The sequence below is a fragment of the Chryseobacterium sp. CBSDS_008 genome (genome assembly GCF_049959325.1).
Taxonomy (GTDB): domain Bacteria; phylum Bacteroidota; class Bacteroidia; order Flavobacteriales; family Weeksellaceae; genus Chryseobacterium.
Genome location: NZ_CP188202.1, coordinates 2523408 through 2548297 on the forward strand (window position 1 = coordinate 2523408; position 24890 = coordinate 2548297).

Sequence of the window (24890 nt, forward strand, 5' to 3'; positions counted from 1 at the left end):
TATGATCAAAACTGTTAAATTTTTCTGGGAGGTTCTGAAAGATACATTTACAGAATGGAATAATTCTTCTGCATCAAAAGATTCAGCAAGTCTGGCCTATTATGCCATCTTCTCTATCCCGGGATTATTGATCATTATTATCTGGGTACTCGGAAATTTCTTTGGTGAAGAAGCGATCCGAGGACAGATCAGCACACAGATCAGCGGTATTATGGGACCTGATGTAGCCAAAAGCATTGAAGGAATGCTGGCAGGTGCTCTTATTGACAAAAAGAATATTTTTATGAAAGCCGTAGGAGTAGGATCATTAATTTTCGGTTCTACCACTCTTTTCTTTCAGCTTCAGCATTCGTTGAATACGCTTTGGGAAGTAGAGGCAGCTCCAAAAAAAGCACTAGTGAAATTTTTACTGGACAGGGCCAATTCTTTAGGAATGATTCTTATTTTAGGATTTCTTTTAATGATCACGATGATCTTATCTTCTCTGATCAGCCTGTTTAATACGATTATCACTCAATATTTCGGTTTTGAAACCTATATGCTGGTAGAAACCGTCAATTTTGCTGTAGGTTTCGGCCTTGTCATGCTGTTATTCGCCTTAATGTTTAAAGTGCTGCCTGATGTTCTGGTCAGCTGGAAACCGGTATGGAAAGGGGCATTCCTGACCACCGTTTTATTCACTCTCGGAAAATTTTTATTAAGCCTTTACTTCAACCAGATAAAACCTACTTCAGCCTTTGGAGCTGCCGGAACAGTCATTCTGATTATGATGTGGATCAATTATTCCTGCATGCTGATATTCTTCGGTGCCGAATTCACAAAGGTCTACACATACAAAAAAGGCTATAAAGTGATTCTTTCTAAACATGCACGCTGGACTCCCGCTAAACTGTATGCAGATAGTCTGAAACAAATGCACGGTGAAAGTAATGATAAAACGTAGATGCGGGTTGCGAGATTTGGGTTATGATGCTAGATTATTAATTTCTCATATATAAAAATGCCCCTAAAAAGCGTCTAACTTTTTGGGGGCAGTCCATTTTCAGGAGGCTTTCTATTTTTACATTCTGTTTACGGTTCCGATTCCCAGCAGCTCTAGCGATTTTTTGATCGTCTTTGCTGTTATATCCGAAATATTCAAACGGAATTGTTTTACATTTTCATCTTCATGATTCAGAATAGGATTATTCTGATAGAAAGAGTTGTATGCTTTCACAAGATCGTATACATAGTTTGCTACTAAAGCCGGACTTAAGGTTTCCGCTGACTTGGCTACTGTCGTTTTAAAGTTAGTCAGCTGCATAATCAATTCTTTTTCAGATTGGTTTAATTCAATATCTGCGGTTTCTGTCTGCAAAGCAGCTGCTTTAGATAATAATGACTGAATACGGGCATAGGTATATTGGATAAACGGTCCTGTATTCCCGTTAAAATCGATACTTTCTGCCGGATTGAAAAGCATTTTTTTCTTAGGGTCCACTTTAAGCATGAAATATTTCAACGCACCCAGTCCTACCGTTTCATAAGAAGCTTCTCTATCTTCTTCAGAAAGGTTTTCCAGCTTTCCAAGTTCCTGAGCCTTAGATTTCGCTGTTTCATACATTTCCTGCATCAGATCATCAGCATCTACTACGGTTCCTTCACGGGACTTCATTTTCCCTTCAGGAAGTTCAACCATACCATAAGAAAGGTGGAATAAGTGATCTGCCCATTCGTATCCTAATTTTTTCAGGATTTTAAATAGAACCTGGAAGTGATAATCCTGTTCATTTCCAACAGTGTAAATTAACTTTTGAATATTATTTTGCTTAAAACGCTCTACGGCTGTTCCCAAATCCTGAGTCATGTAAACAGATGTACCGTCTGAACGTAACAATAATTTCTGATCTAGTCCTTCGTCTGTAAGGTCACACCAGACAGAACCGTCTTCTTTCTGATATAGAACGCCCTTATCTAATCCAGCCTGAATAAGATCTTTTCCTAAAATATAAGTGTTGCTTTCATATTGAACCTGATCAAAATCAACGCCTAATCTTTTATAGGTCTCATTGAATCCTTTGTAAACCCATGAGTTCATTTCTGCCCAAAGCGCTCTTACCGTTTCTTCTCCATTTTCCCAATCTAAAAGCATTTTTTGAGCTTCTTTCATCACAGGAGCCTCTTTTTTGGCCTGTTCCTCTCCTACCCCCTGGTTTACCAGCTCTGCAATTTCTTTTTTATAATTTTTATCAAATTCTACATAGTAGTTTCCAACAAATTTATCTCCTTTGGTATTGGTAGTCTCAGGAGTTTCTCCCTTCCCGAATTTCTCCCATGCCAGCATCGATTTACAGATATGAATTCCTCTGTCATTGATAATCTGGGTTTTAATCACATCATATCCTGCTTCTTTTAAAATCTGAGCTACTGAAAACCCTAATAAGTTATTTCTGATATGTCCTAAATGTAATGGTTTATTGGTATTCGGTGAAGAATACTCTACCATTACCGTAGCATTTTTCTTTTCTACAGTGGAAAAATTATTGCTTACGGATCTAAAGTTATCCACAAACAATTGGTTTTTAACTTTAACATTAAGGAATCCTTTTACGACATTAAAGCTTTCAAAAAGTTCCGTCTGTTCTGTCAAAGCTTCCCCTAATTCAACCCCAATACTTTCAGGATTTTTTTTCAATTGTTTTACCAACGGGAAAGTGACGATTGTAAAATCCCCCGCAAATTCCGTTTTATTTTCCTGAACTTCCAGCTTGATGTCTTTTAACTGATATACATTTAAAATAACCTCTGAAAGCTTTTCTTCTATAATATCTTTAATATTCATGTGTTCATACTTATTTTTTCAAAGGCCACATGTAATAGCCTGCATTTCATTTCAAAATTTTGAAGTACAAATATACGGAAAGAGTTCGGTAACAATTACCGAACTCTTTTATTAATTCATAAACGTAATTCCTTTAGCTTTTAAGCTATAGAGCTATTAATAACATTTGTCCGGATTGTAAATTCTACAAGGTCCATTCTCAGTATACTGACAAGTTCCCTCTGGACAATTTTGTCCTGGCTGGGGAACCCATCCACCTGCAATTTTTTTTAATTCTGATTTCGATAATTTTTTTAGATTTTTCATAATAATACTTTTTAATTTAGTTGTAAAGACTGTAGAAGTCTCTTTAGACCAAGGTAATAAATAAATATGAAATAAAAAATCAATTTAAAAATAAATCTTCCATATCTATTCAACCGATATCATTGACCTTTGTCATAATTACAAAAACCGCCCGAAGGCGGTTTATATAAGGATTATTGTTTAACAAAAACTAAAATTGCATTATCATTTCCAGGTGTATCATCTAAATCTTTAGAATTATCCGAAATTCTTAACTCAAAATCATCAAATGACTGAACAGTTCTCTTTAATGTTTTTACAATTCCTGCCTCACTATAAGTTAGTGTTAAACTACTATTATCAAAGCTCCACTTACCACTGTAAGATTCAGTAAGATCACAATTACCGGAATTAACAAGATTGTACCTTTCATAAACACCTGAAAAATCTGTATTAATTGATATTTGGCCCTTTTTCTCACACTCACTTAACAAAATTGTCTTTCCTCTAAATTCATATTTATATGGTTTCCAATTTCCAGTGATATTGACACGGTCTTCTATAATACTATTATCATCATTGCTAGAAGAACATGAGGTACCAGCCATAAAGAGAAAAACCCCTATAAAAAATTTTATATAACGCATTAGATTATAATTTCACAAATTTATTTTAACTGTATAAAAATTAAAATTTATCCCAGAATAGCTTTGTAGTTGCCTTGTCACCACCGATTTTGCTAGCAGCAGCATTAACATTTGCCCCATTTAACACATATTCCTGATCAGAATAAGGCATTCTATATGGTACTGAAGACAGGTTAGATTTTGGTGGATTTACAAGAGTTGGATAATCTAAACGTCTCGTAAAATTCCATGCAGCAAATCCTTTATTGAACATAGCAATCCATGCCTGAACTCCGATTGATTGTTTCCAGTTAGCTGCATTATAAGGGTTAGCAATAAGATACGATGTAATGCTAGTATCTGAAACGCCATTTTCTTTCATAGATGCTGTTACTGCAGTAGCATACAGATCTGCTGCTGTGCCACCTGCTGAATACCCTCTAGCTGCTGCTTCAGCCTTAAGAAAAGCTACTTCTGCATAACTTAATAAATTTGAAGCTGTTGTAGATGATCTGAAATAATCGTTTAGATGAGAGAAATCACTATATGGGTCATTTAATTCACCAAAAATACCTCCCTTATAAACTCCACCAACTTTTGTAAACCATTTATCCATTCTTGGATCCGAAAGGCTATTCATAGTATTGATAACTAATTCACTAGGAACAAAATCATCTCTGTTAGAAGCTACAAGATTATCGAAAACAGGATTTGAAAACGTATTCCCATCATAGGCAAACTTATAGGCTTCCTCTTCAGAAGAAATTACACCGCCTACAATTGCTGATTCAACAGTTGCTTTTGACAATGTTGGGTCAACATCTGCCAAGTTTATTCCCAGTCTTAATTTCACAGAATTGGCAAATTTTACCCATTTATTCATATTTCCCGAGTAAACTAAATCACCAGATCCATATCCTTTTGCTGCAGGTTTTACTGTGGCAATGACTGCATCAATTCTTTTAACTAAATCTATATAAATACTTTTAGCATCATCATATTTTGGTGTAAGAATCTCATTAGGCTTAAAAGCTTCGGAATAAGGCACATCACCAAAAGTATTAACCAGGTTTTCCCAAATGAAAATCTCTTCAATTTCCAATGTTGCTAATTTGTTTGTACGAACATCATTAGTTTCCACTTCTGCTTTCAGATTTTCTTTTGCCTGTCTGATATTATTGATGCTGTATACATACATTCTGTTAAAATGATTTCTAGGCTGGTTTCTCGTCACTAAATCATATTGAGTCTCCTGAGGATACTGACCCTCTGCCCATTGCTGTGTGAAAAATCTATAATTGTTAAAATTCACACTTGGGTTATCCATATAGTAAGAAGACTGAAAAAGTGCAGTTGCTAGTAAATTTTCTGACGGTAAAACCGATGGATGCTTAGGATCTTCATTCAGCGAAGTCATATCACTTTGGCATGATACCAAACTTGCCGATATAAATATGCCCATTAATGCAGTTTTTAATATATTTTTCATTGTTGATTTTTTAAAATTTGAATGTAACATTTACTCCAATATCTCTTGTCGTTGGCATAGATCCTATTGACCATCCATAAGAATTAATCCCACCACCTATCATAGCTTCTGGATCAGCATACGGAAGGTTTTTGTGAATGATCCACAAATTTCTACCTACAATAGAGATTTTAGCATCATAGATTTTGGTTCCAGCCAATAAAGATTTAGGAAGCATATAACCAATGCTAGCCTCTCTTAGTTTAATAAATGATCCATCGTATACGAATTCTTTTGCCGGCTGAGTCTCATATCCATAGTTACTTCCAGTTGAAAATTGTGACAATGCTATATTGTTAGGAGAACCATCTGGCAAAACTCCAGGAAGTATAACATCCTTATCTCTGTAATCGCCAATAGCAGTTTCTTTATAAAGCCCTGTATCCATACCATAATACATATCCGTTGAGAAAATATCTCCACCTTTACGCATATCAATTAAGAAACTTAAAGAGAAGCCTTTATAGCTAAAGGTATTTCTGATGCCTCCAATCCAATCAGGAGTAGTATTACCTATAATTTGATTTGAATTAGTTTGATAAATTCCTGTGTCAGGATCAATAACTCTCTGTCCATTCAAATAGACGTAATCACTTCCGATTAGAGTACCCCAAGCTTCTCCTACTCTGGCATTCAGAGAAACTCCTCCTTGGAAGCTGTTCAGAAGAAGGTTAGTAATTCCAGGATATAGGCTCACAACCTCGTTTTTATTTTTAGACCAGTTGGCATCAATATTCCATGTAAAATCTTTTGTTTTTATTGGCACCAATCCTAACTGAACTTCAAACCCTGTATTATCAATTCTCCCTGCATTAATAACTTTACCAGTATAGCCTGTTCCTGAAGAAACAGGAAGTGTGATAATCTGATCTATCGTTTTCGTTTTATAATAAGCAAAATCAACTGTTATTCTATCCTTTAGGAAATGTGCTTCTGTACCTACTTCAAATTCCTTAGACCTCTGGGGTTTTAGATCTGGATTCGCTTGATTCAAAATTGAACTATATATTCCTACACCTGATAAAATCCCTGCAGATCTATAATTATTTGTCAGCATATAAGGATCTGCAGTACCTCCTACTTCTGCGTAGTTTGCTCTTAATTTCCAAAAGTTCATCCAACTCTTAGTATCCAAAATTTCCGACATGATTAGAGATCCGGTCACTGACGGATAGTTATATACATTATTACCGGCCGGCAGCGTTGAACTTTGGTCAACTCTCCACGTTCCATCTATATAAAACTTTTTGAAAAAATCAAATGATGCTGTGATATACCCTGAGTTAGTTTGTGTGGTATACTCACTCTCATCTGATGCTAATGGAGCTTTTTTAGAATTTGATAGTGCATAAATTCCAGGAACAACTAATCCTCCTTCAGTTGAGCCATATACAGAATTAAAATAATTCCTTCTAATATTTCCACCTAAAACTCCTGAAACATTAATGTCATCAGTAATGTCAAATTTATAATTCACCATTAAATCATAATTTGTCTCAGTTCTAAGCACATCACGTCTTGCATAACCAGAAGATACGTCATTTCCTGATTGTCCAAAAGGCTGAGCTATAGATCCAACAGCTACTCTATTCTCTGCAAAAAGATTTGATCTGTCATAAGATACCTTACCTGTTACAGAAATATTATCTAATAAATCATAAGTTAATTGAGCATAGGTAAAATTTCTATGTCTTTTATCACTTGTATAATTTTGATACGCTTGGAAGTATGGGTTATTCCAATATGCCGGAGCCCCATTAGAAGCAGACTTTCTGTTCCATGTAACATTCCCATAATTATTCGCTGCACTAGCAATACTAGGATTAACATTAGCAAAATAAGCCCTTTCAAGATCCTTTACATCTACGTTAGTTTGCCACCATTGTCTGAAACCTGTAACTGTATTATCGCTATATCCAGTTATACTACGTCCTTTCGTATCCTGTAATGTCATTGTAGAATAGAAAGAAGAATGTAATTTAGAAGTCAGATCATAATTTACTTTTAGGGAAAAAGTATTTTTATTAATATGCGAGTTAGGCATAAGACCATCTGACATCATATTGTCATAAGTAAAACTAATATTTTTTCCTTTTTCTCCTTTTTCTAATGTAACAGTGTTTGTATAAGTAGCCGGGTTATTAAAAAATTTAATCGGTCCATTTTTAGCTGCTACCCAAGGTGTTGCTTTTTTATAATTAGGAGATGTTGGATCAAAAGAATCCCATTGATACACTAATAAATTAGGATCAAATTTTGGTCCCCAAGAAGCATCTGCTCCAAAATTCGCATTATTTAAGCCTCCAGGGCCTTTAGATCCAAATTTTTGAGAATATCCAGCTCCATATCTCGTCTGATATTCTGGAAATGTTGATTTATCAATAAAGCCAACATTTACTGAAGATGATAAAGTAACACCCCATGACCCATCATCTTTTCCTTTACCATTTTTAGTCGTGATAACAATAACACCATTTAAACCTCTTTCTCCATATAAAGCCGATGCTGCGGCACCCTTTAATACGTTAATTGATTCTATGTCTTCCTGATTAATATCAGATAAGGCGTTACCGTAATCAATTGATTTCTCTTGTGTATACGTATTATTAACTGGTGATCCATCAATTACAATCAATGGGTTTCCTCCTCCTAATGTTTTAACACCCCTGATAAGCAAATTTGCTGATCCACCAAAGTTATTGTTGGTAGTAACATTAAGACCAGCTACCTTACCAGATAATTGAGCTCCAATGTTACCCGTGTTCGTTGTTCCATCAGAAAGAGCACTTGCTTTAATCTCCTGTGAGGCATATCCCAAAGATTTCTTTTCTCTCTTAATACCAAGAGCGGTTACGACCACGCCCTCGATCTCTTTTGTTTTAATAGTATCGTTCTTTTGCTGGGCATTTGCAACAGCTATAGAAGAAGATAATACCAAAACAAGAAGACTTGCTGTTAGTTTCTTCATATCAAATTAATTTTGTACCCTACAAATTTGTAAAACTTTCTTAATATCACAAAGCAAAATTTTAAAAAAATATATTTATTTCAATATTTTAAAACAGAAACAATAAATAACATATTGAAATAAGTTAAAAACTAAATTTTTAACAAAAACAAACTAATTAATTGTTAATTTGATTTAAGAAATAATAACAATCATTTAAATTGATAATATCTATAATGATTGTGAATAAAAAGAAATAAAATAACCTGAATGTCAATAACTTGAAATCAAGAAAGAAAACAAATATGTCTATAATTAATACAGATATTATGCTTAGCATGTATTTTTATATACAGAAAAAATAGACCTAAAAATAAAAAAACCGCCCGAAGGCGGTAAAATATATTAAAATTGTTTAGTAAGAATTAATTTTGATTCCAAAATGGAGTAAACTGATTTCTCACGAATGCATCAGCACTTGAAACATTTGGTACATTTGATGAGTTTGCTACATACTCAGATACAGGATATATCAATCGATATGGTTTATTTGGCTTATTAGTTGTAGTTGCTAATGGAGTATAAGGATAGCCAGTTCTATTATAATTAATAAATGACTGAATAGGGTTTATACTTGTATTTGCAATCCAAGACTGTGTCATAATTGCTTCGATTTTTTGATCCATAGATCCTGTCCAACCCAATCCTGGTCTTAGATTTGCAGAAGTAATATAAGGTCCTATTACAGGAGGAGCTGGAGCCGGTGGATCTACTATTCCCAGATAAGCAAATGAAGCTTTTATTCCATCTTCAAAATGGGCCTGAGCATTCCCTAAGTTTGCAGAAGGATATCTTAAAGCAGCTTCTGCAAGAAGAAACTTAATTTCCGATTTAGACATGATTACTCCTGATTTAGTAGAACCAAGGCTAATATTTGTAGAATTGTTTACAGTAGATAATTCACCTGTAATTCCCAAGCCAATTCTGGAAACAGAGTTATTTCCTGTCGGAGCACCGGGTTCACCAGCTAAAGCACCTTGACGAATACCTTTCAAAGCACCAGAAACCAATGTAAATGTTCTTCCTCTCCTAGGATCAACAAGCCCGGTATATTTATCATATATATTTGATGGATTATTAGGTAATACCAAATTATTTGGATTACCATTTAATGCATTAGCAAAATGCTCTGAAACAGTAACAACCTGCCCTACTCTGGTTCCTGCAGTTGTTCTGATATATGTACCATAAAAAGGATTTTGTTGATCATCTGTAGCAGCAGAATAACCAGGATTTATCAAAACATCTTCATTAATAAAAGCGGCGCCATTTAATGATGCTAATTTCTGGTCTCTGTAAGTAGCCTCGGAACCTGTAAGTCGACTCATTCTTACAAGATATCTTAATTTGATAGTATTAGCAAATTGAACCCATTTAGTAGTTGATCCTCCAAAAATATTATCTGTAGAAGGATTCAAAGCTATTACATTTGATCCTGCATGCTGAATTAATGAAATAGCTTTTTCCAAATCTTCAATTTCAGCATGATAAATATTTTTATCATCATCATATTTGGGAGTCAAATTTGATTGATAATTAAACGCTTCAGAAAAAGGAGCATCTCCGTACAAATCAACAATTGTCTGCATATAAAATGCTCTCATAATTTTAGCAGCTGCTACATAATAGTCTTGGGCACCATCACTATTAGGATAGTTCTCTATGAGTTTATAGTTTGCCATGTTACGGTATAACCCATCCCAAATACCATTATAAAAACTATTATCTACAGTATTAAGGTTAAACTCCCTTACATAAGGAGAACCATAAACATATGAATTACCAGCCCAAGAGTTCATCATTAAATTACCAAAAACATTCATGGTAGTTGCCTGCGTTCTAAATATCTGGGTATTTGTTCCTGGCAATAATAAATCCGGAGTTACTTCCTCAATATGAATAGCATTTGGATTTTCATTAATATCTAGGTATCTATTACATGATTGAAAAGAGGCTAAAGCCAGCGCTCCAATGATTAACGAAGTACTTATTTTAATATTTTTCATAATTCTCGTCCAATTAAAAAGTTACATTTAAGTTAAATCCAAATGTTCTATAATTCGGATATTGTGTGTCTAATGCTATTCCATTAGCATTACCGTTACCAGAAGCAGTTTCCGGATCATTATAATTCAAATTATTATCTGCATATTTTATAAACGGATTTCTTGCAAAAACTCCTAAAGTAGCAGAATTAACAAAAGTGGATGCTAAAAGTGATTTTGGCAAGCTATAGCTTAAAGCTAATTCTCTTACCTTTAATGCTGTTCCGTCAACAACAAGATTTTCACCAATATTTCTTCCAGCTCCTGTAAAATAAGATACTGCCCCACCATAATCTGCACTGTTTCCTACAGGAGTAGTATTAGTCACATAATTTCCATTAACAAGCTGCACAGAATTTGGTATAACATACCCTTGACTTCTATCATAATCAGCAGTCATAGGATCTGCACCAGTAAACATCAATAACCTTTTAGACATTGAGATAAAACTAGCACCTTTTCTATAGTCCATAGTACCAGAAAGAGTAAAGCCTTTAACTCTAAAGCTAAGGTTCATACCTAAAATGTAGTCTGGATTTGCTTTTCCTAATATCTCAAAAGTAGATGTTGTTAAAGGATTTCCATTAGAATCAACAATAATGTTCCCATTAGGATCTCGCTGGTATTTTGTTCCTTTTATCATTGGCATTTTTTCACCTTTAATTGCAAAAATACCAACACCAGGAGTTGAATAACTTAATAGATTCACTTCATCTACTCCTTCTGGCAATTCTTTAATTCTAGCTATTGAAGAGGAATAAAACCCTCTAATGTTTAATTCTACATCTTTGCTTTTAATGGGTGTAATCCCTAATTCAAGTTCATATGTATTATTAACCATTCTTCCAAAATTATTCTGAAGGCTTGCCAAACCTGTAGTTGAACTAGAGGTTACACGAGTAATCAATCTTTTTGTATCTGACTGCGAATATGAACCTGTTAAAGTCAATCGATCTTTAAAGAAGCCCAAATATAAGTTTGCTTCTTTCGTATAAACATTTTCAGGCCGTATAAGTTCTGATGTAGGATTTTGATTGGCAATGTAAGCAGTATTAGTTCCAAATGGATAGCCTGTAGGGAATGACCCAATCTGATCTACAGCATAAGCAGCTATTGGTGCGTTTCCTACACTTGTATATGATAGAGATATTTTTGCATAATTCAATATATCTCCTTTTAGGCTTTCGAAAGCATTAGTAGGTATAAAACTTAGACCGGCAGAAAAATACCCATAGCTTCGTAAATCCTGCTCATAAGTACCTGTTGGACGAACGGAAAAAACAGAGTTCCACTCTTGTCTATAAGTACCATTCAAATATAAATAATTTTTATATGACAAATCCAAGTTCCCTAATACAGCAAATACACGGCTTCTTAATTGGTAATTATTTAACTGGTAAGCTAAATATGGATTTAAAACATTGGCATAATTATACCATTTGGCTATTTTAAGGTTTTCACCTCCAACTTCGTTAATTCTATAATTATTGTCCTGGGTATTAATACCTGTGTTAAGTTTAAATACAATATTATCCGTTAAATTATAGTCGAAGTTTACTAATAAGTCCCCATAATAATTTGAAGTTTTGGAAAGACTCTGTCTAAAAAGAGAGGTAACATCACCTGTTCCATAGTCAGAAAAATAGGTTTCGTCTAGTCCTGTCCCTGTACCATTATACTGACGAGTAAATTTGAAACCATTATTATAATTATCAAAATCCCCCATTGTATTCTGCAAACCTCCTTTATATGTCACATTAATATGATCATTAAATTCATATTGAAGGCCTATTATAGTTGAAATAAAACTAGTCTTTGCATTATATCTTTCATTCTGAATTGTCCAGTATGGATTCAACGCATAAACACTATAATTGCCTTCTAGTCCAGAGTTTCTATAATTCCTGATGTCAATATTACTTGGCATTTGTAACATTTCTCCATATAAATCATGACTTGTTTCCGTAGTAGATCTGTAAATATAGTTAATATCACCATCTATTCTAAATTTCCCGAATTTCTTACCTGCTTTAAATAAGAATGAATTTTTAAGCATTTTATCTCCTTCCACCATGAAATCACTACTCATTCTGTTCAAATTCAAATAAGCATACGCGTCAGATCCACCAACGTTCATAGATACTCCATTCTGGAAAGTAACTCCGGTTTTAAAAAATTTCGCAAAATGATCTTTAACTGGTGCATATGGCGCAAATAGAAACTTTCCATCTGCTTGTGGTAAGCCGGTTTCTACATATTGTCCCCCAATTTTTGGATCATCAAAAGCTGGTCCCCAAGAGGTATTCTCCCAAGGAACATGATTTGTTCCATTATAATCTACATCACTGAAAGTCTCATCCTGAACGCCTTGCCCATACTTAGTCTGTATTTTTGGCAATTTATAAACAGAGGAAATTTCAACTGATGAAGTAAGATTAAACTGAATTTTTTGATTATTGCTTCCTTTTTTAGTAGTAACAACAATAACTCCATTTACCCCTTGAGAACCATATAAAGCGGCTCCTTGAAGTCCTTTAATAACATTGACACTTTCAATTGCATCAGGGGGTAATTGTTGAAATACAGCCGAGGAAGAAATTACATTGTCTATAACAATAAGAGCTTGGTTGTCACTTGTTATAGAGCGGGTCCCTCTTAATACAATTCTGTTACTTGAGTTTACACCCACGTTTGTTGTTGTAATTTGCAAACCTGCAACTTTACCTGTCAATGACTGAACAGCATTTGGGTTTGATGCTGCATTAAGTTCCTTAGTTCCTACTACCTGGCTTGCCGCTGTAACAGCGTCTTGTTTCTTTTTAATACCTAAGGCTCCAGTAACAACTATTTCCTCAATATTTTTAGTTTTTAGGGTATCTTTTGTGTTTTGGGCTGACAACATCACAAATGATGACGATAGTACAACCGCGAAAACACTCGCAGTTAATTTCTTCATATCAAATTCAATTATTTTTACAGATTACAAATATGTGAAACTTTCATAAATTAACCAAAAAAAATGTTAAAGTTTTATAAGTAATAAAAAATATTATCATAAAAACATTATAAAACTAACAATATCTCAAATGAAAACACATTATTTCATCAATATGAAAAACCAAAACAATTAACAATTACAATACAAAAACTAAAAAAATCACAAAACCATACACACATTTAGGGTGAAAACAATAAAAAATCAACAAAATAACTTATTACAAAATTTTATACTTTTGCATTATAGAAACAATTCATGGAGCTAATAAAAAACTGGTCAAACCTTTACATCGAAGCGGGATGTGATGAAGTGGGAAGAGGATGTTTAAGCGGGCCGGTGGTAGCTGCTGCTGTAATTTTAGACGATGATTTCAAACAAAATATGGTGAATGATTCAAAAAAATTAACATTCAAAACCCGCATGGAACTGGATGGTTATATTAAAGATAATGTGAAGAACTATGCCATTGCAGAGCTCCCTCCTTCCTTTATTGACGAGCATAATATTCTCAATGCAAGCATTCATGCGATGCATCGTGCGCTGGATAAACTCACCATCACACCTGAACTTATTTTGGTAGATGGAAATAAATTCCATCCTTATAATTACATTCCCCATCAATGCATTATTAAAGGAGATTCTAAGGTTTTATCTATTGCTGCAGCATCAATTCTTGCTAAAAATTACAGGGATACACTAATGATTCAACTGCATGAAGAGCATCCTGAATACGGCTGGGACACCAATTTTGGCTATGCAACAAAAAAACATCAGGAAGCCCTTATAAAGCATGGCCCGACACCTCATCACAGACAATCTTTCAGACTGAAATATGATTAAAAACACCTGATTATCAATTATTAAATTCACACACCTTGATTAAAAATTTAAAACCATTCTAAATAATATTTCAAATAAAAAAAGAGAAGCAATTCAACAATTGCTTCTCTTTTTTATGTTATAATTAAGAATTACTTCTTCTTATTTTTTTGCTGCTCCTGAGCTTTTTGTTGATCCTGAGCTTTCTCCATCATTTCTCTCATTCTCTTTTGGAACTTACCTTCTGCTTTTGGTTTTTCCTTATTAGACTGAATCTGAGCATGGATCTTCTTTTCATCCAGAATCACGTATTTAATAACCAGGATGATTAGGATGTTAATCGCATTCGATACAAAATAATACCATGAAAGACCTGAAGCGGAAGTATTAAGGAAGAACAGGAATGTAATCGGGAAGATATACATTAATACTTTCATATTAGGCATTCCTTCCTGCTGAGGCTGCTGCATATTTCCTGAAGTCATAACAGTATAGATCAAGATCACAACCGTACAAGCTAAGGCAAAAATACTTAGGTGATCCCCAAGGAATGGAACTTTAAACGGAAGCTTAATCAAATCATCATAAGCCGTTAAGTCCTTTGCAAACCAGAACCCTTGTCCTCTAAGATCAATGAAGTTCGGGAAGAAACGGAATAATGCATAGAAGATAGGAATCTGAACCAATGCCGGTAAACATCCAGCCATCTGATTCACTCCGGCTTTTCTGTAAACCTCCATCGTTGCCTGCTGCTTCTTCATTGGATCTGCATCCTTAAACTTAGCATTTACTTCATCAATTTCCGGACGGATTACCTTCATCATTGCACTTAATTTGTGCTGCTTATACATAATGGGTGATAAGATCAGTTTTACAATGATTGTCATTACAAAGATCACCCAGCCTGCTGATAATCCCCAGGCAGCAATAATGCTATATAACCACATGAAGAAGTAACGGTTCATCGCTCCGATAAACGACCAACCTAACGGAAGAATCTCGTCAAAGTTTTTGTCATATGATTTAAGCAAAGGTAAATCCAATGGCATGAAATACCACGTGAAATCCTGGTTCAACTCACTTCCGGTCATCTGAACGAAACCTTCATAATTGAATTTCTTCAAATACTCTCCCTCTTCCACATTTTCCTGATTCCCTTTGCTTTGGGTAAATCCGTTTTTAGCTTCAATTACTGAAGAGAAAAACTGCTGCTTTACACCAATCCAGTTAAGGGTTTCTTTTTCTTCTTCCATCGTGGTTCTTCCATCATAATCATAGTCTTTATAATTATTGAAAGCATAAGAAAATTCTGAGTGAGATTGCTCCTGAGCTCTACCCTTTTCCAGGTTTCTTACATTATAATCCCAGATGAAATCTGCTTTATTATCTGAAGTAATTTTAGAAAGCCCCTGAGTTCTTACCTTGAAATCAAGGGTGTATTTAGGAAGCAGTGTATAAATGAACTGAATTACAGCCCCATTATAATCTGCAGTTAGAGTTACAGCATTTCCATTAACAGCAGGTGAGAAAACTAAATCTTTAGTATTGATCACCTTTCCCGTTTTGTCTTTAAACTGAAAGCCGTAGTTTGAGTTATTTTTAGTGATCAGGTAAAGAGGCTGATCTGCATTATCTGTTTTATGGTTGTAGGCTTTATACTTTAAAAGCTCTACTTTGGAAACCTGTCCTCCTAAGCTTGAAAATTCAAGTTTTAATTCATTATTTCCAAGACTTGCCGTTTGAATTGCGTTAGGAGTTACATTTGGATTGATATTATTTGCCTGAGTTTGCTTTACGGTGTTTTTGGCCTGTTCCGTTTTCTGCTCCTGAGCTTTCAGCTCCGCTTCTTTTGTTTGTTTGTTCTGGAAGTAGAACATAAAACCGAAGAGAACAAGGCATAAAACCGCGAAACTAATCATTTGCTTCTTATCGATTCCGTTGTTTTGTTGCATTTTATTTTTATATTAAAATTTTAAATTTAAAATATACGTATTGGTGTACGTAATTTGAGCTGACAAAAATACTGTTTTTTTATCAAAACTCTATGCTTTACGTTGTTACTATATAATAAACTCAAGCTGAGAATAATCAGCCTGAGTTTATGGGTAGACGTTTATGATAAAATTTTACCTTATTTCTTTTCGCAAGCTTTAATGAAAGCTCTGAATAAAGGATGCGGCGTTGCTACCGTACTCTTGTATTCCGGGTGATACTGAACCCCCACATAGAACGGGTGATCAGGAAGTTCAAGGGCTTCTACCAAACCTGTTTCAGGGTTGGTTCCTGTTGCAAGGAAACCATTTTTTTCAAACTCCTGAAGATAATCACTGTTGAACTCATAACGGTGACGGTGTCTTTCAGAAATATTTTTGCTTCCATAGATGTCATAAAGTTTGGATCCGTTTTTCAATGAACACTTCCAAGCTCCAAGACGCATTGTTCCACCTTTATCGATTACATTTTTCTGTTCCTCCATTAATGAGATCACAGGATCCGGAGTTGACGTATCAAATTCTACTGAATTCGCTTTTGTATGTCCTAAAACATTTCTTGCAAATTCAACCGTCATGATCTGCATACCTAAACAGATTCCCAACATTGGAATTTTATTTTCTCTTGCATATTTTGCAGTAAGAACTTTTCCTTCAATCCCTCTGTCCCCGAAACCTGGAGCGATCAGGATACCATTCACTCCTTTTAGTGTGTCCTTAATATTTTCTTCAGTAATATCTCCGCTGTACACCCATCTTACTTTTACTTCAGTTTCAAGATCTGCTCCTGCATGTTTGAAAGCTTCAGCAATGGAAATATAGGAATCCTGAAGGGAAACATATTTTCCTACCAATGCAATCTCAACGGTTTTCTTAGGATTCTGGAATTTTTTAAGGAAACTCTTCCAGTCTTTAAGATCTGCTTCTTTATCGCTTTTCAGATCCAGTTCTTTCAATACTACATCATCAAAGTTTTGCTTCTGAAGATACATCGGAACTTCATAGATCGTTTCAAGATCTTTACATTCGATAACATTGTCTAAAGGAACGTTACAGAACTGAGCTAATTTTGCTCTCTGATCTTTAGGAATCTTGTGTTCTGTTCTGCATACTAAAACATCTGCCATAATTCCGCTTTCCATCAACTGACGTACAGAGTGCTGGGATGGCTTTGTTTTCAATTCCCCACTTGAAGCCAGATAAGGCAGTAAAGTAAGGTGGATCACCATAGAATTGCGCTCTCCCAGTTCCCATTTCAGCTGACGAACAGTTTCAATGTATGGCAAAGATTCGATATCTCCTACAGTTCCCCCGATCTCAGTAATAATGATATCGTAGTTCTGTTTAGAAAGGATTTTAATTCTGCGTTTGATTTCGTTAGTAATATGAGGAATTACCTGAACTGTTTTTCCAAGGAAATCTCCTTTTCTTTCTTTTTCAATTACAGTCTGGTAGATTTTCCCTGTAGTAACGTTGTTATTTTGGGATGTAGGAGCATCAAGGTAACGCTCGTAGTGGCCTAAATCCAGATCCGTCTCTGCACCATCTTCAGTCACATAGCACTCTCCGTGCTCATAAGGATTCAAAGTTCCCGGGTCGATATTGATATAAGGATCTAGTTTTTGGATCGTTACGTTAAAACCGCGTGATTTTAGCAATAGTCCCAGAGAAGCAGACACGATTCCTTTTCCCAAAGATGAAGTTACACCTCCTGTCACAAAGATGTACTTTGTATTCTTTTTACTCATTAGATTAGGTTTGTGCAAAGTTATGGGAAAAAGAGATACAAAGCAATTTTGTTATGAATTTTTGTATTTTAGAAGAAGAATAATTAATATGAATCGTAAAGAGCTAGTTTTAGAAGCAATAAAAAAATATCCAGAAAATAATCTTACAAAAGATTTAATAATTCCAGTATTAAAAACTTTGTATGAGAAAGTGGAATTTTTTGGAGGTACCTCCGAGGAAGGTAAAGATATTGTTTTCTGGGAAAAAGATCCACTTAATGATCTTTATTTAAATGTGGCACAAGTAAAACATTTTAAATTTACAAATTCTTCAAGTGACAAATCTAGTCTACAAACAATAATAAATCAACTCTCTGTATGTTTTAATAAAAAAATACCACATTCAAATGGTTTAATACAAATCCCTCATAAAGTATTTCTAATAAGTTCACATGAAGTTGATGCTAAAACATTACTAACGATCTTCGATGACTACCCAACTTTAAAAGGCAATATAAAAATTATTGACGGTCCAAGGTTAGTAGATTTAATTATGGACAAAACACCTGACTTAATTAAAGCATTCCAGGGAATTGATTTTGAAATAAAGACTAAACTTGCTCCAAAATTTAGTAATAATATTCTTTTAAAAGCTCTGGGTAAAGATAGAATTAAAGATATCAAAACTATCTATACAGATGTTGATTTCTCAATCGGCAAGCAAACCACTGAGTTATTTTTTAATTATGGTTTTGAACCAAAAATTAAAACTATTAATCTAAATTTTGAAGAATGGAATAAATTTCAAAATATTTGCATCGACATTAAAAGTGACTTTAATTTATCTTTTCTTGAACAAGACTTTCGAATTCTAAAAGAAAAGTATCAAAACAAGGAACAAATTTATCAAGAAAATTTAGATGAAATCAATAAAATTCAGCAACAAATAAATAATTTATCCAATGAAAATAATTTGATTACAGAGAATATTAGCCAAGAAACAGCAAAAATTAGCTCAATAAAGAAAAGCTCCAAATTAATTGTTACTAAAAATGAGCAATATGAAATTGATAATTTAGATTCGAGCATAAAAAATCATAAAACGAGATTGGCACTAAATCAAAATTTTATTCAGAATTTATCAGAAAAGCAGAAATTACTCAAAATAAAAAATTACAATTTTAAAGTTAGAATAAAAATAAATGGAAAAAATTTATGTGAACAAATATTAGAGAAAAGAAAATATATTGAAAGTAATGTTGAACTTATAAATAATAAAAAATATACTCGTAAACTATTAAAAGACTTTATTTATGAATGCGATAATATCATAAATAAATGCTCAAAAATTTTTGATTTTCAAAATCACGACTTTATAGAAACCTTAGGTATTAAATCAAATTATAAATATGGTGAAAACCTTGAAAATATTAGATTTAGAGTGCCGATTAATGAAATCTTTGAAACAGGTTTGAATATTTCAGTATTAGGGGAAGCCGGTGCTGGAAAATCAACAAGTCTCGAAATGTTTTCTCATAAAAAACAAGAATCAGATAAAAAAATTTTTCTTTTTCCGTTAGGTTATGTTGTAAAAGAGTTTAATATTGAAATTAAAAGCGAAGGTAGTAGCGTTGAATACATTGAAAAACTAATTATATTCTACTTAAAGAAAATTGGTATTTCGATAAGTATGTTTGAATTAAAAAAATATTTATCTGATAAAAAAACTATAGTAATTTTTGATGGAATAGACGAAGCCATCAAACCACAACCTAATTTACCAAAACTTATCAAAGAGTTTTCGGAAATATATCATAAAATACAAATTATTATTTCTTCTAGATATTATGGAGAATACATTAATCAAATACCTTTTTTCTCAATAACTCTCCTCCCCTTTACTAATAACCAAAGAGAAGATTTCATAAAAAAATGGTTTGGAAACAATAAATCTACACCAAAAATAGTTCTAAGCCATCTTCGGAAAAATGAAGAAATGGATAAATTCATCAAAAATCCATTATTAACTACAACATTATGTGTACTAGCTGAAAATGGCTTAAATTTACCCACAACAGAAATAAGGCTTTACGAAGAAAGATTAAAGTTATTTACAGGTTATTATGACAATGTAAAACATATCACAACAAGGATATCTTCTTTGCCATCCTTACTTGAAAATCTTTCTCAAAAAATAGCATTCCATCTACATTCTCTAAATTTAAGAGAAATGGATTTGGAAGACATCAGTAAATATCTTCTAAAAAAATTAAAATATAAGTACACTGTAGATGAAATTGAAAAAGGTATTGAAGAATTAATTTCTCCATGTGAAATTTTAGTTCCAATGACTGGTAATAAAAATTATGGTTTTGGGCATCTAAGATTTCAGGAATATTTGACAGCCAAGGAAATTGCATCAAATAGAAAAATAGATTATTTTCAATATATCAAATCAGAGTGGTGGTATGGCCCCATCCTATTATATCTTAATATTAGTAATGATTTCGAATTTTTCATTAAAACATTAGGAGATAAAGGCCTAATAAATTCTCCTATCATAAATTTTATTTTCAATTCTATTAACAGTCCCATTGAATTTTTAATTTCTGATCTTATTGACAAATATAAACTTATAGCTACTGGAGGAATAAAAAATGATGATCATGATAACATAGAGGATCTCAGATTTTAGGATTTAACCCTAGCTAGATACTTTTTCCACTAATTAGAAAAAAGCATTCATTATTAAGAAAAAATAAATTCTTACATTTTTTAGTTTTCATAAAAAAGGTCTTCCGTTCAAATGGAAAACCTTTATATTATGTATAGTTAGAAATACTATTGCTTTACCAGTTCAAAGTAAGCCGTTACTTCAACATCTTTTGCAACACCGGCTCCTGTAGGATCATATTTAATTCCATAATCCAGGCGGTTCACTGTAAATTTCGTCTGAATCCCCATGACTTCTTTTCCGTCTTTATTTTTTGTAATTCCGCCGAATGTAACCGGAGCACTGATTTCTTTCTCCACTCCTTTCATCGTCAGCTTTCCTTTCACGATATAATTGTTGTTTTTATCTCTTGTCACGGAAGAACTTTTAAATTCAATAACCGGATATTTCGCCACATCAAAGAAATCTTCACTGATAAGATGTCTGTCTCTCATGTCCACTCCGGTATTAATAGAAGAAACACTTACAGAAAAGCTTAGATCGGCCTTATCCAGATTAGCACCGCTGGTGGCTGCTTTTCCGTCAAACTTATCAAACCTTCCCTGTACAAAGCTAATGCCCATATGCTTAATATTAAAGTTGACAGAAGAATGCATCTGGTCTGCTTGCCAGGTACCTTGTGCAAATGTGACAACACTTAAAAGCGCAAATACGAAAGATAAAAATACTTTTTTCATTGTAATGATATTTTACATTAATATTTTAATTGAATGAAGCTAAGATATGAAAGATATTTCTACTGTGCATGGATTAGTTTTTACTATTAAATCCATTTAAATTCTGAAAGAAAAATGCTTTTTTTATAACTTCGCAGTATGGCAAAACTGAAAACAGCATATTTCTGTCAAAACTGCGGAACCCAGTATCCTCAATGGATGGGACAATGTAAAAACTGTGGAGAATGGAATACCTTAGTAGAAGAAGTGGTTGAAAAACCTTCTCACAAAACGCCACCTTTTTCAAAATCCAAACAACATGTGATCAATATTGTTGAAGTGGAAACGAGTGAGGAACCGAGAATAAAAACGCCCTCCGAAGAACTGAACCGCGTTTTAGGAGGCGGAATCGTTTTAGGTTCTGTTACCTTAATTGGAGGCGAACCGGGAATCGGAAAATCTACACTTCTGCTTCAGCTTGCTTTGAAAATGAAGAAAAAAATCTTCTATGTTTCCGGGGAAGAAAGTGCTTCCCAGATTAAAATGAGAGCAGACAGACTTACCGATATTCAGAATCCGAACTGTTTTCTTTTCACCGAAACGTCACTGGAAAAGATCCTTCATGAAGCAAAGAAACTGGAACCTGATTTTATGATTATAGATTCCATTCAGACACTGCAGTCTCAGCTGATCGAAAGTTCTCCCGGAACTGTTTCCCAAATAAGGGAATGCTCCAATGAGATCATCAAATATGCCAAAGAAAACAACACTCCGGTATTTCTTGTAGGACACATCACTAAAGACGGACAAATCGCAGGACCGAAAGTGCTGGAGCATATGGTGGATGTAGTTCTGAATTTTGATGGCGACCGAAATCACCTTTTCAGATTGTTGAGAGCTAACAAAAACCGTTTCGGATCTACTTCCGAGATTGGGATCTATGAAATGGTTTCACAAGGATTAAAAGAAATCAAAAATCCTTCTGAAATTCTGATCACCAAAAAATTTGAAGAGCTTTCCGGTAACTCCGTTGCCGTAACCCTGGAAGGAAACCGGCCTATGCTTCTGGAAATTCAGGCATTGGTAAGTACAGCGGTGTATGGTACTCCTCAAAGAAGCTGCACCGGTTTTGATTCAAAGAGGCTGAATATGCTTTTAGCGGTACTGGAAAAAAGAGCGGGTTTTCAGTTGGGAGCAAAAGATGTTTTCCTGAATATTACCGGAGGGATAAAAACAGACGACCCGGCGCTGGATCTGGCGGTTATCGCTTCTGTTCTTTCTTCCAATGAAGACATTGCCATTTCGGAACATTACTGCTTTGCCGGTGAAATTGGATTAAGCGGTGAAATACGTCCTATAGCACAGGTGGAACAAAGAATTACCGAGGCTGAAAAACTGGGGTATGAAAAAATATTTGTTTCCAATCTTAATAAAATTCCAAAAAGAAAATTTGGGATAAAGATAGAAGAAGTGAGTAAAATTGAGGATTTCCATGAGAGGCTTTTTTAATTGTGAATGGTCAATTTTGCTGCGCAAATCAATCGTCAATTGAAATGAGGATAAAAAAATTCACAAGCGAAGCGAATTCACTATTCACTATTCACTATTCACTATTCACTATTCACTATTGTTCCCAACATTAGCATTTAATTCATACCTTTAAGTTATGAATTATCTGGCTCATTCTTTTCTTTCTTTTACCGACGGGCAGATCGTGGGACAATTTCTCGAAGATTTTATCCGTAACAGGGATCGTTTTACTTTCCCGAAAGATATTCAGGACGGAATTACCCTCCACAGAGCTATTGACACGTATACAGATTCCCATCCTGCTATTCATGAAGCCAAAAAAATATTTGCTCCTTTGGTAAGACTGTATGCCGGCGCATTTGTAGATGTTTCGATGGATCATTTTGTAGCCAGGGATCTTTCCCTGAATTCTCTGGCAGGATGGAAAGCTCATTCCCTTCGTGTTTACAGTGTTTTAAACGCCCATGAACAGTGGCTGCCAGAAAATTTTAAAAAGATGCTTGCCAAAATGGAGCAGGACGACTGGCTTTATAATTACCGTGAAGATTGGGGAATAAAATTCAGTATTCAGAATGTACTGAATAAAGCAAAATATCTTGATAAAGACATTCCTGTTTTTGAGGCCTTTTTAAATAATAAAGATCTTCTTCAGCAATGTTATGATGATTTTTTTCCTGATCTGCTCGCCCATGCGAAAGGAATCAACACATTACTTCAGCTGGAAAATTAATATTCTCAGAACTGTTTATAGAGATAACGGTTGGGATAGGTAAGTTTTTCACTGTTTCTTTGTCCGTTCACAATGATATGTACGATATTGATCTGATCATCAAAAAGGTTATAAAGAAAACTCACTGCTGTTTCTACTTTTTTAGGTGTGGCTACCGGTTCGGATTCCATAAACACATTCACAGATTCCTGGTCTTCTTCATAGCCTATATAGTTTACCTTCAGAAATTTGTTATCAGCTTTTAATTTGAAATATTCTGAACAGTATTTCTGTAAAGCGTCATTCAGTTTCGCTTTGTATTTTTCATCATTGAAATGAAAAGCTCCGCCATATTTTTTTCCCAGTCCGCTTTCCATATCATCAAGAAAGAATCTTCCCGTCACTTCAAATGTTCTGGATTTTGAGTTATAATTGATTTCTACAGAGCCTACGTGATAGGGATGCACAGCATCACTGCTTACAAAGCTTTGAAAAACGACTGTTAACAGTAAAAGAAATCCCCAAAAAAGTTTACCCGGCATATATTCTATTTTACAGCAAATATAAAAAAAGCAGCAGTTATAAAAACTACATGAGTAAAGTCCTAATAAACAATGGAAACATTTCTAAAGAACTTAGTCCCTTTATATGAAATGTTTACTTTTGCATGGAGTAATTTTGATTTCCATAATCGTGTAATTTTCAATAACACAATTATACTATCTTAATTTAAATTCAAAATATTTTAAAATAAGCAGCAAAATTCAACAATTACAATCTAAAATAATATTATTAATTCAATATCATTAAAATGCAGGATTTTTTATTCTATTTAAACCTTGGCTGGGAGCATATCATTTCTCTGGATGCCTTAGATCATCAGCTTTTTGTTCTGGCTTTGATTGCAGTTTATTCCTACAGTGACTGGAAAAAAATCCTGATTCTTGTAACAGCCTTTACTATTGGACATTCTATTACATTAGCGTTAAGTATTCTCGATGTTTTCAGAGTTCCTTCCGGCTGGGTTGAGTTTTTAATTCCTCTTACTATTGTTCTGACTTCCCTGGATAATATTATCATGAAAAACCAGAAACAAACATTGATGCGGGCCAATTATTACCTTGCCCTCATCTTCGGTCTCGTTCATGGAATGGGATTCGCCAACACGGCAAGAGTAATGATTGCAAAAAGCCAGAGCATAGCGTTACCGCTTCTTGGCTTCAATATTGGTTTAGAGCTGGGGCAAATTGTAATTGTTTTCGCGATTTTGATCGTTCTTTTTATTCTGCTCAATATTTTTAAAGTAAATAAGAAAGACTGGATCCTGTTTGTTTCCTCCGGTGTGTTTGCCTTATCCTTAAAAATGACTTTGGAAAGGATTCCTTTCTAAATTTGAAAAATTTTTATTATTTCA

At 34.1% G+C, this 24890-nt stretch carries 17 protein-coding genes; 6 read left to right on the forward strand and 11 right to left on the reverse strand.

Annotation, left to right across the window (positions count from 1 at the left end):
* Position 1 precedes the first annotated feature (1 nt).
* Positions 2-943, forward strand: a complete 942-nt coding sequence (locus ACP3T3_RS11315) for a YihY/virulence factor BrkB family protein (RefSeq protein ID WP_426475985.1) — start codon at positions 2-4, stop codon at positions 941-943.
* Between the two features lie 117 nt (positions 944-1060).
* Here ACP3T3_RS11315 and argS read toward each other — a convergent pair whose 3' ends face one another.
* From argS to ACP3T3_RS11350, 7 genes are all read right to left on the reverse strand, one after another.
* A complete protein-coding gene (gene argS, locus ACP3T3_RS11320; protein ID WP_426475986.1) occupies positions 1061-2821 on the reverse strand; it encodes an arginine--tRNA ligase in 1761 nt (586 codons plus the stop codon).
* A 156-nt stretch (positions 2822-2977) separates the two neighbouring features.
* The gene (locus tag ACP3T3_RS11325; RefSeq protein ID WP_426475987.1) at positions 2978-3127 is read right to left on the reverse strand and encodes a bacteriocin-like protein; all 150 of its coding nucleotides are present in this window, start codon (positions 3125-3127) and stop codon (positions 2978-2980) included.
* A gap of 173 nt (positions 3128-3300) precedes the next feature.
* Positions 3301-3753 carry a lipocalin family protein gene (locus tag ACP3T3_RS11330; protein WP_426475988.1) on the reverse strand — a complete coding sequence of 151 codons (453 nt, stop codon included), beginning with the start codon at positions 3751-3753 and terminating at the stop codon, positions 3301-3303.
* A 40-nt stretch (positions 3754-3793) separates the two neighbouring features.
* Positions 3794-5221, reverse strand: a complete 1428-nt coding sequence (locus ACP3T3_RS11335; RefSeq protein WP_426475989.1) for a SusD/RagB family nutrient-binding outer membrane lipoprotein — start codon at positions 5219-5221, stop codon at positions 3794-3796.
* 10 nt (positions 5222-5231) lie between these two features.
* Positions 5232-8228, reverse strand: coding sequence for a SusC/RagA family TonB-linked outer membrane protein (locus ACP3T3_RS11340; protein ID WP_426475990.1), 2997 nt, complete (start codon positions 8226-8228; stop codon positions 5232-5234).
* 404 nt (positions 8229-8632) lie between these two features.
* Complete coding sequence (locus ACP3T3_RS11345; protein ID WP_426475991.1) at positions 8633-10273, reverse strand: SusD/RagB family nutrient-binding outer membrane lipoprotein; 1641 nt, start codon at positions 10271-10273, stop codon at positions 8633-8635.
* Positions 10274-10286: 13 nt separating this feature from the next.
* Positions 10287-13268: a SusC/RagA family TonB-linked outer membrane protein gene (locus ACP3T3_RS11350; protein WP_426475992.1), complete on the reverse strand. Its 2982-nt coding sequence runs from the start codon at positions 13266-13268 to the stop codon at positions 10287-10289.
* A 297-nt stretch (positions 13269-13565) separates the two neighbouring features.
* Here ACP3T3_RS11350 and ACP3T3_RS11355 point away from each other — a divergent pair, with 297 nt between their 5' ends.
* Positions 13566-14150 (forward strand): ribonuclease HII, encoded by a 585-nt coding sequence (locus ACP3T3_RS11355; RefSeq protein WP_426475993.1) that lies wholly within the window; start codon positions 13566-13568, stop codon positions 14148-14150.
* 131 nt (positions 14151-14281) lie between these two features.
* Here the strand turns inward: ACP3T3_RS11355 and yidC are convergent, their stop codons facing one another.
* A complete protein-coding gene (gene yidC / locus ACP3T3_RS11360; RefSeq protein ID WP_426475994.1) occupies positions 14282-16081 on the reverse strand; it encodes a membrane protein insertase YidC in 1800 nt (599 codons plus the stop codon).
* Between the two features lie 179 nt (positions 16082-16260).
* A complete protein-coding gene (locus tag ACP3T3_RS11365; protein WP_426475995.1) occupies positions 16261-17868 on the reverse strand; it encodes a CTP synthase in 1608 nt (535 codons plus the stop codon).
* 22 nt (positions 17869-17890) lie between these two features.
* Here ACP3T3_RS11365 and ACP3T3_RS11370 point away from each other — a divergent pair, with 22 nt between their 5' ends.
* Positions 17891-20542: an NACHT domain-containing protein gene (locus ACP3T3_RS11370; protein ID WP_426475996.1), complete on the forward strand. Its 2652-nt coding sequence runs from the start codon at positions 17891-17893 to the stop codon at positions 20540-20542.
* A gap of 146 nt (positions 20543-20688) precedes the next feature.
* Here ACP3T3_RS11370 and ACP3T3_RS11375 read toward each other — a convergent pair whose 3' ends face one another.
* A complete protein-coding gene (locus ACP3T3_RS11375) occupies positions 20689-21258 on the reverse strand; it encodes a YceI family protein (protein WP_426475997.1) in 570 nt (189 codons plus the stop codon).
* A 138-nt stretch (positions 21259-21396) separates the two neighbouring features.
* On the opposite strand from ACP3T3_RS11375, the gene radA reads away from it, so the two are divergent.
* Together radA and ACP3T3_RS11385 are read left to right on the forward strand one after the other, a co-directional pair.
* Positions 21397-22746, forward strand: coding sequence for a DNA repair protein RadA (gene radA / locus ACP3T3_RS11380; RefSeq protein WP_426475998.1), 1350 nt, complete (start codon positions 21397-21399; stop codon positions 22744-22746).
* A 157-nt stretch (positions 22747-22903) separates the two neighbouring features.
* On the forward strand, positions 22904-23497 hold the full coding sequence (locus tag ACP3T3_RS11385) for an ACP phosphodiesterase (protein ID WP_426475999.1): 594 nt from the start codon (positions 22904-22906) through the stop codon (positions 23495-23497).
* A 5-nt stretch (positions 23498-23502) separates the two neighbouring features.
* Here the strand turns inward: ACP3T3_RS11385 and ACP3T3_RS11390 are convergent, their stop codons facing one another.
* Complete coding sequence (locus tag ACP3T3_RS11390) at positions 23503-24018, reverse strand: DUF6702 family protein (protein ID WP_426476000.1); 516 nt, start codon at positions 24016-24018, stop codon at positions 23503-23505.
* Positions 24019-24287: 269 nt separating this feature from the next.
* On the opposite strand from ACP3T3_RS11390, the gene ACP3T3_RS11395 reads away from it, so the two are divergent.
* Complete coding sequence (locus ACP3T3_RS11395; RefSeq protein WP_426476001.1) at positions 24288-24866, forward strand: HupE/UreJ family protein; 579 nt, start codon at positions 24288-24290, stop codon at positions 24864-24866.
* The last annotated feature ends 24 nt before the right edge of the window (positions 24867-24890 follow it).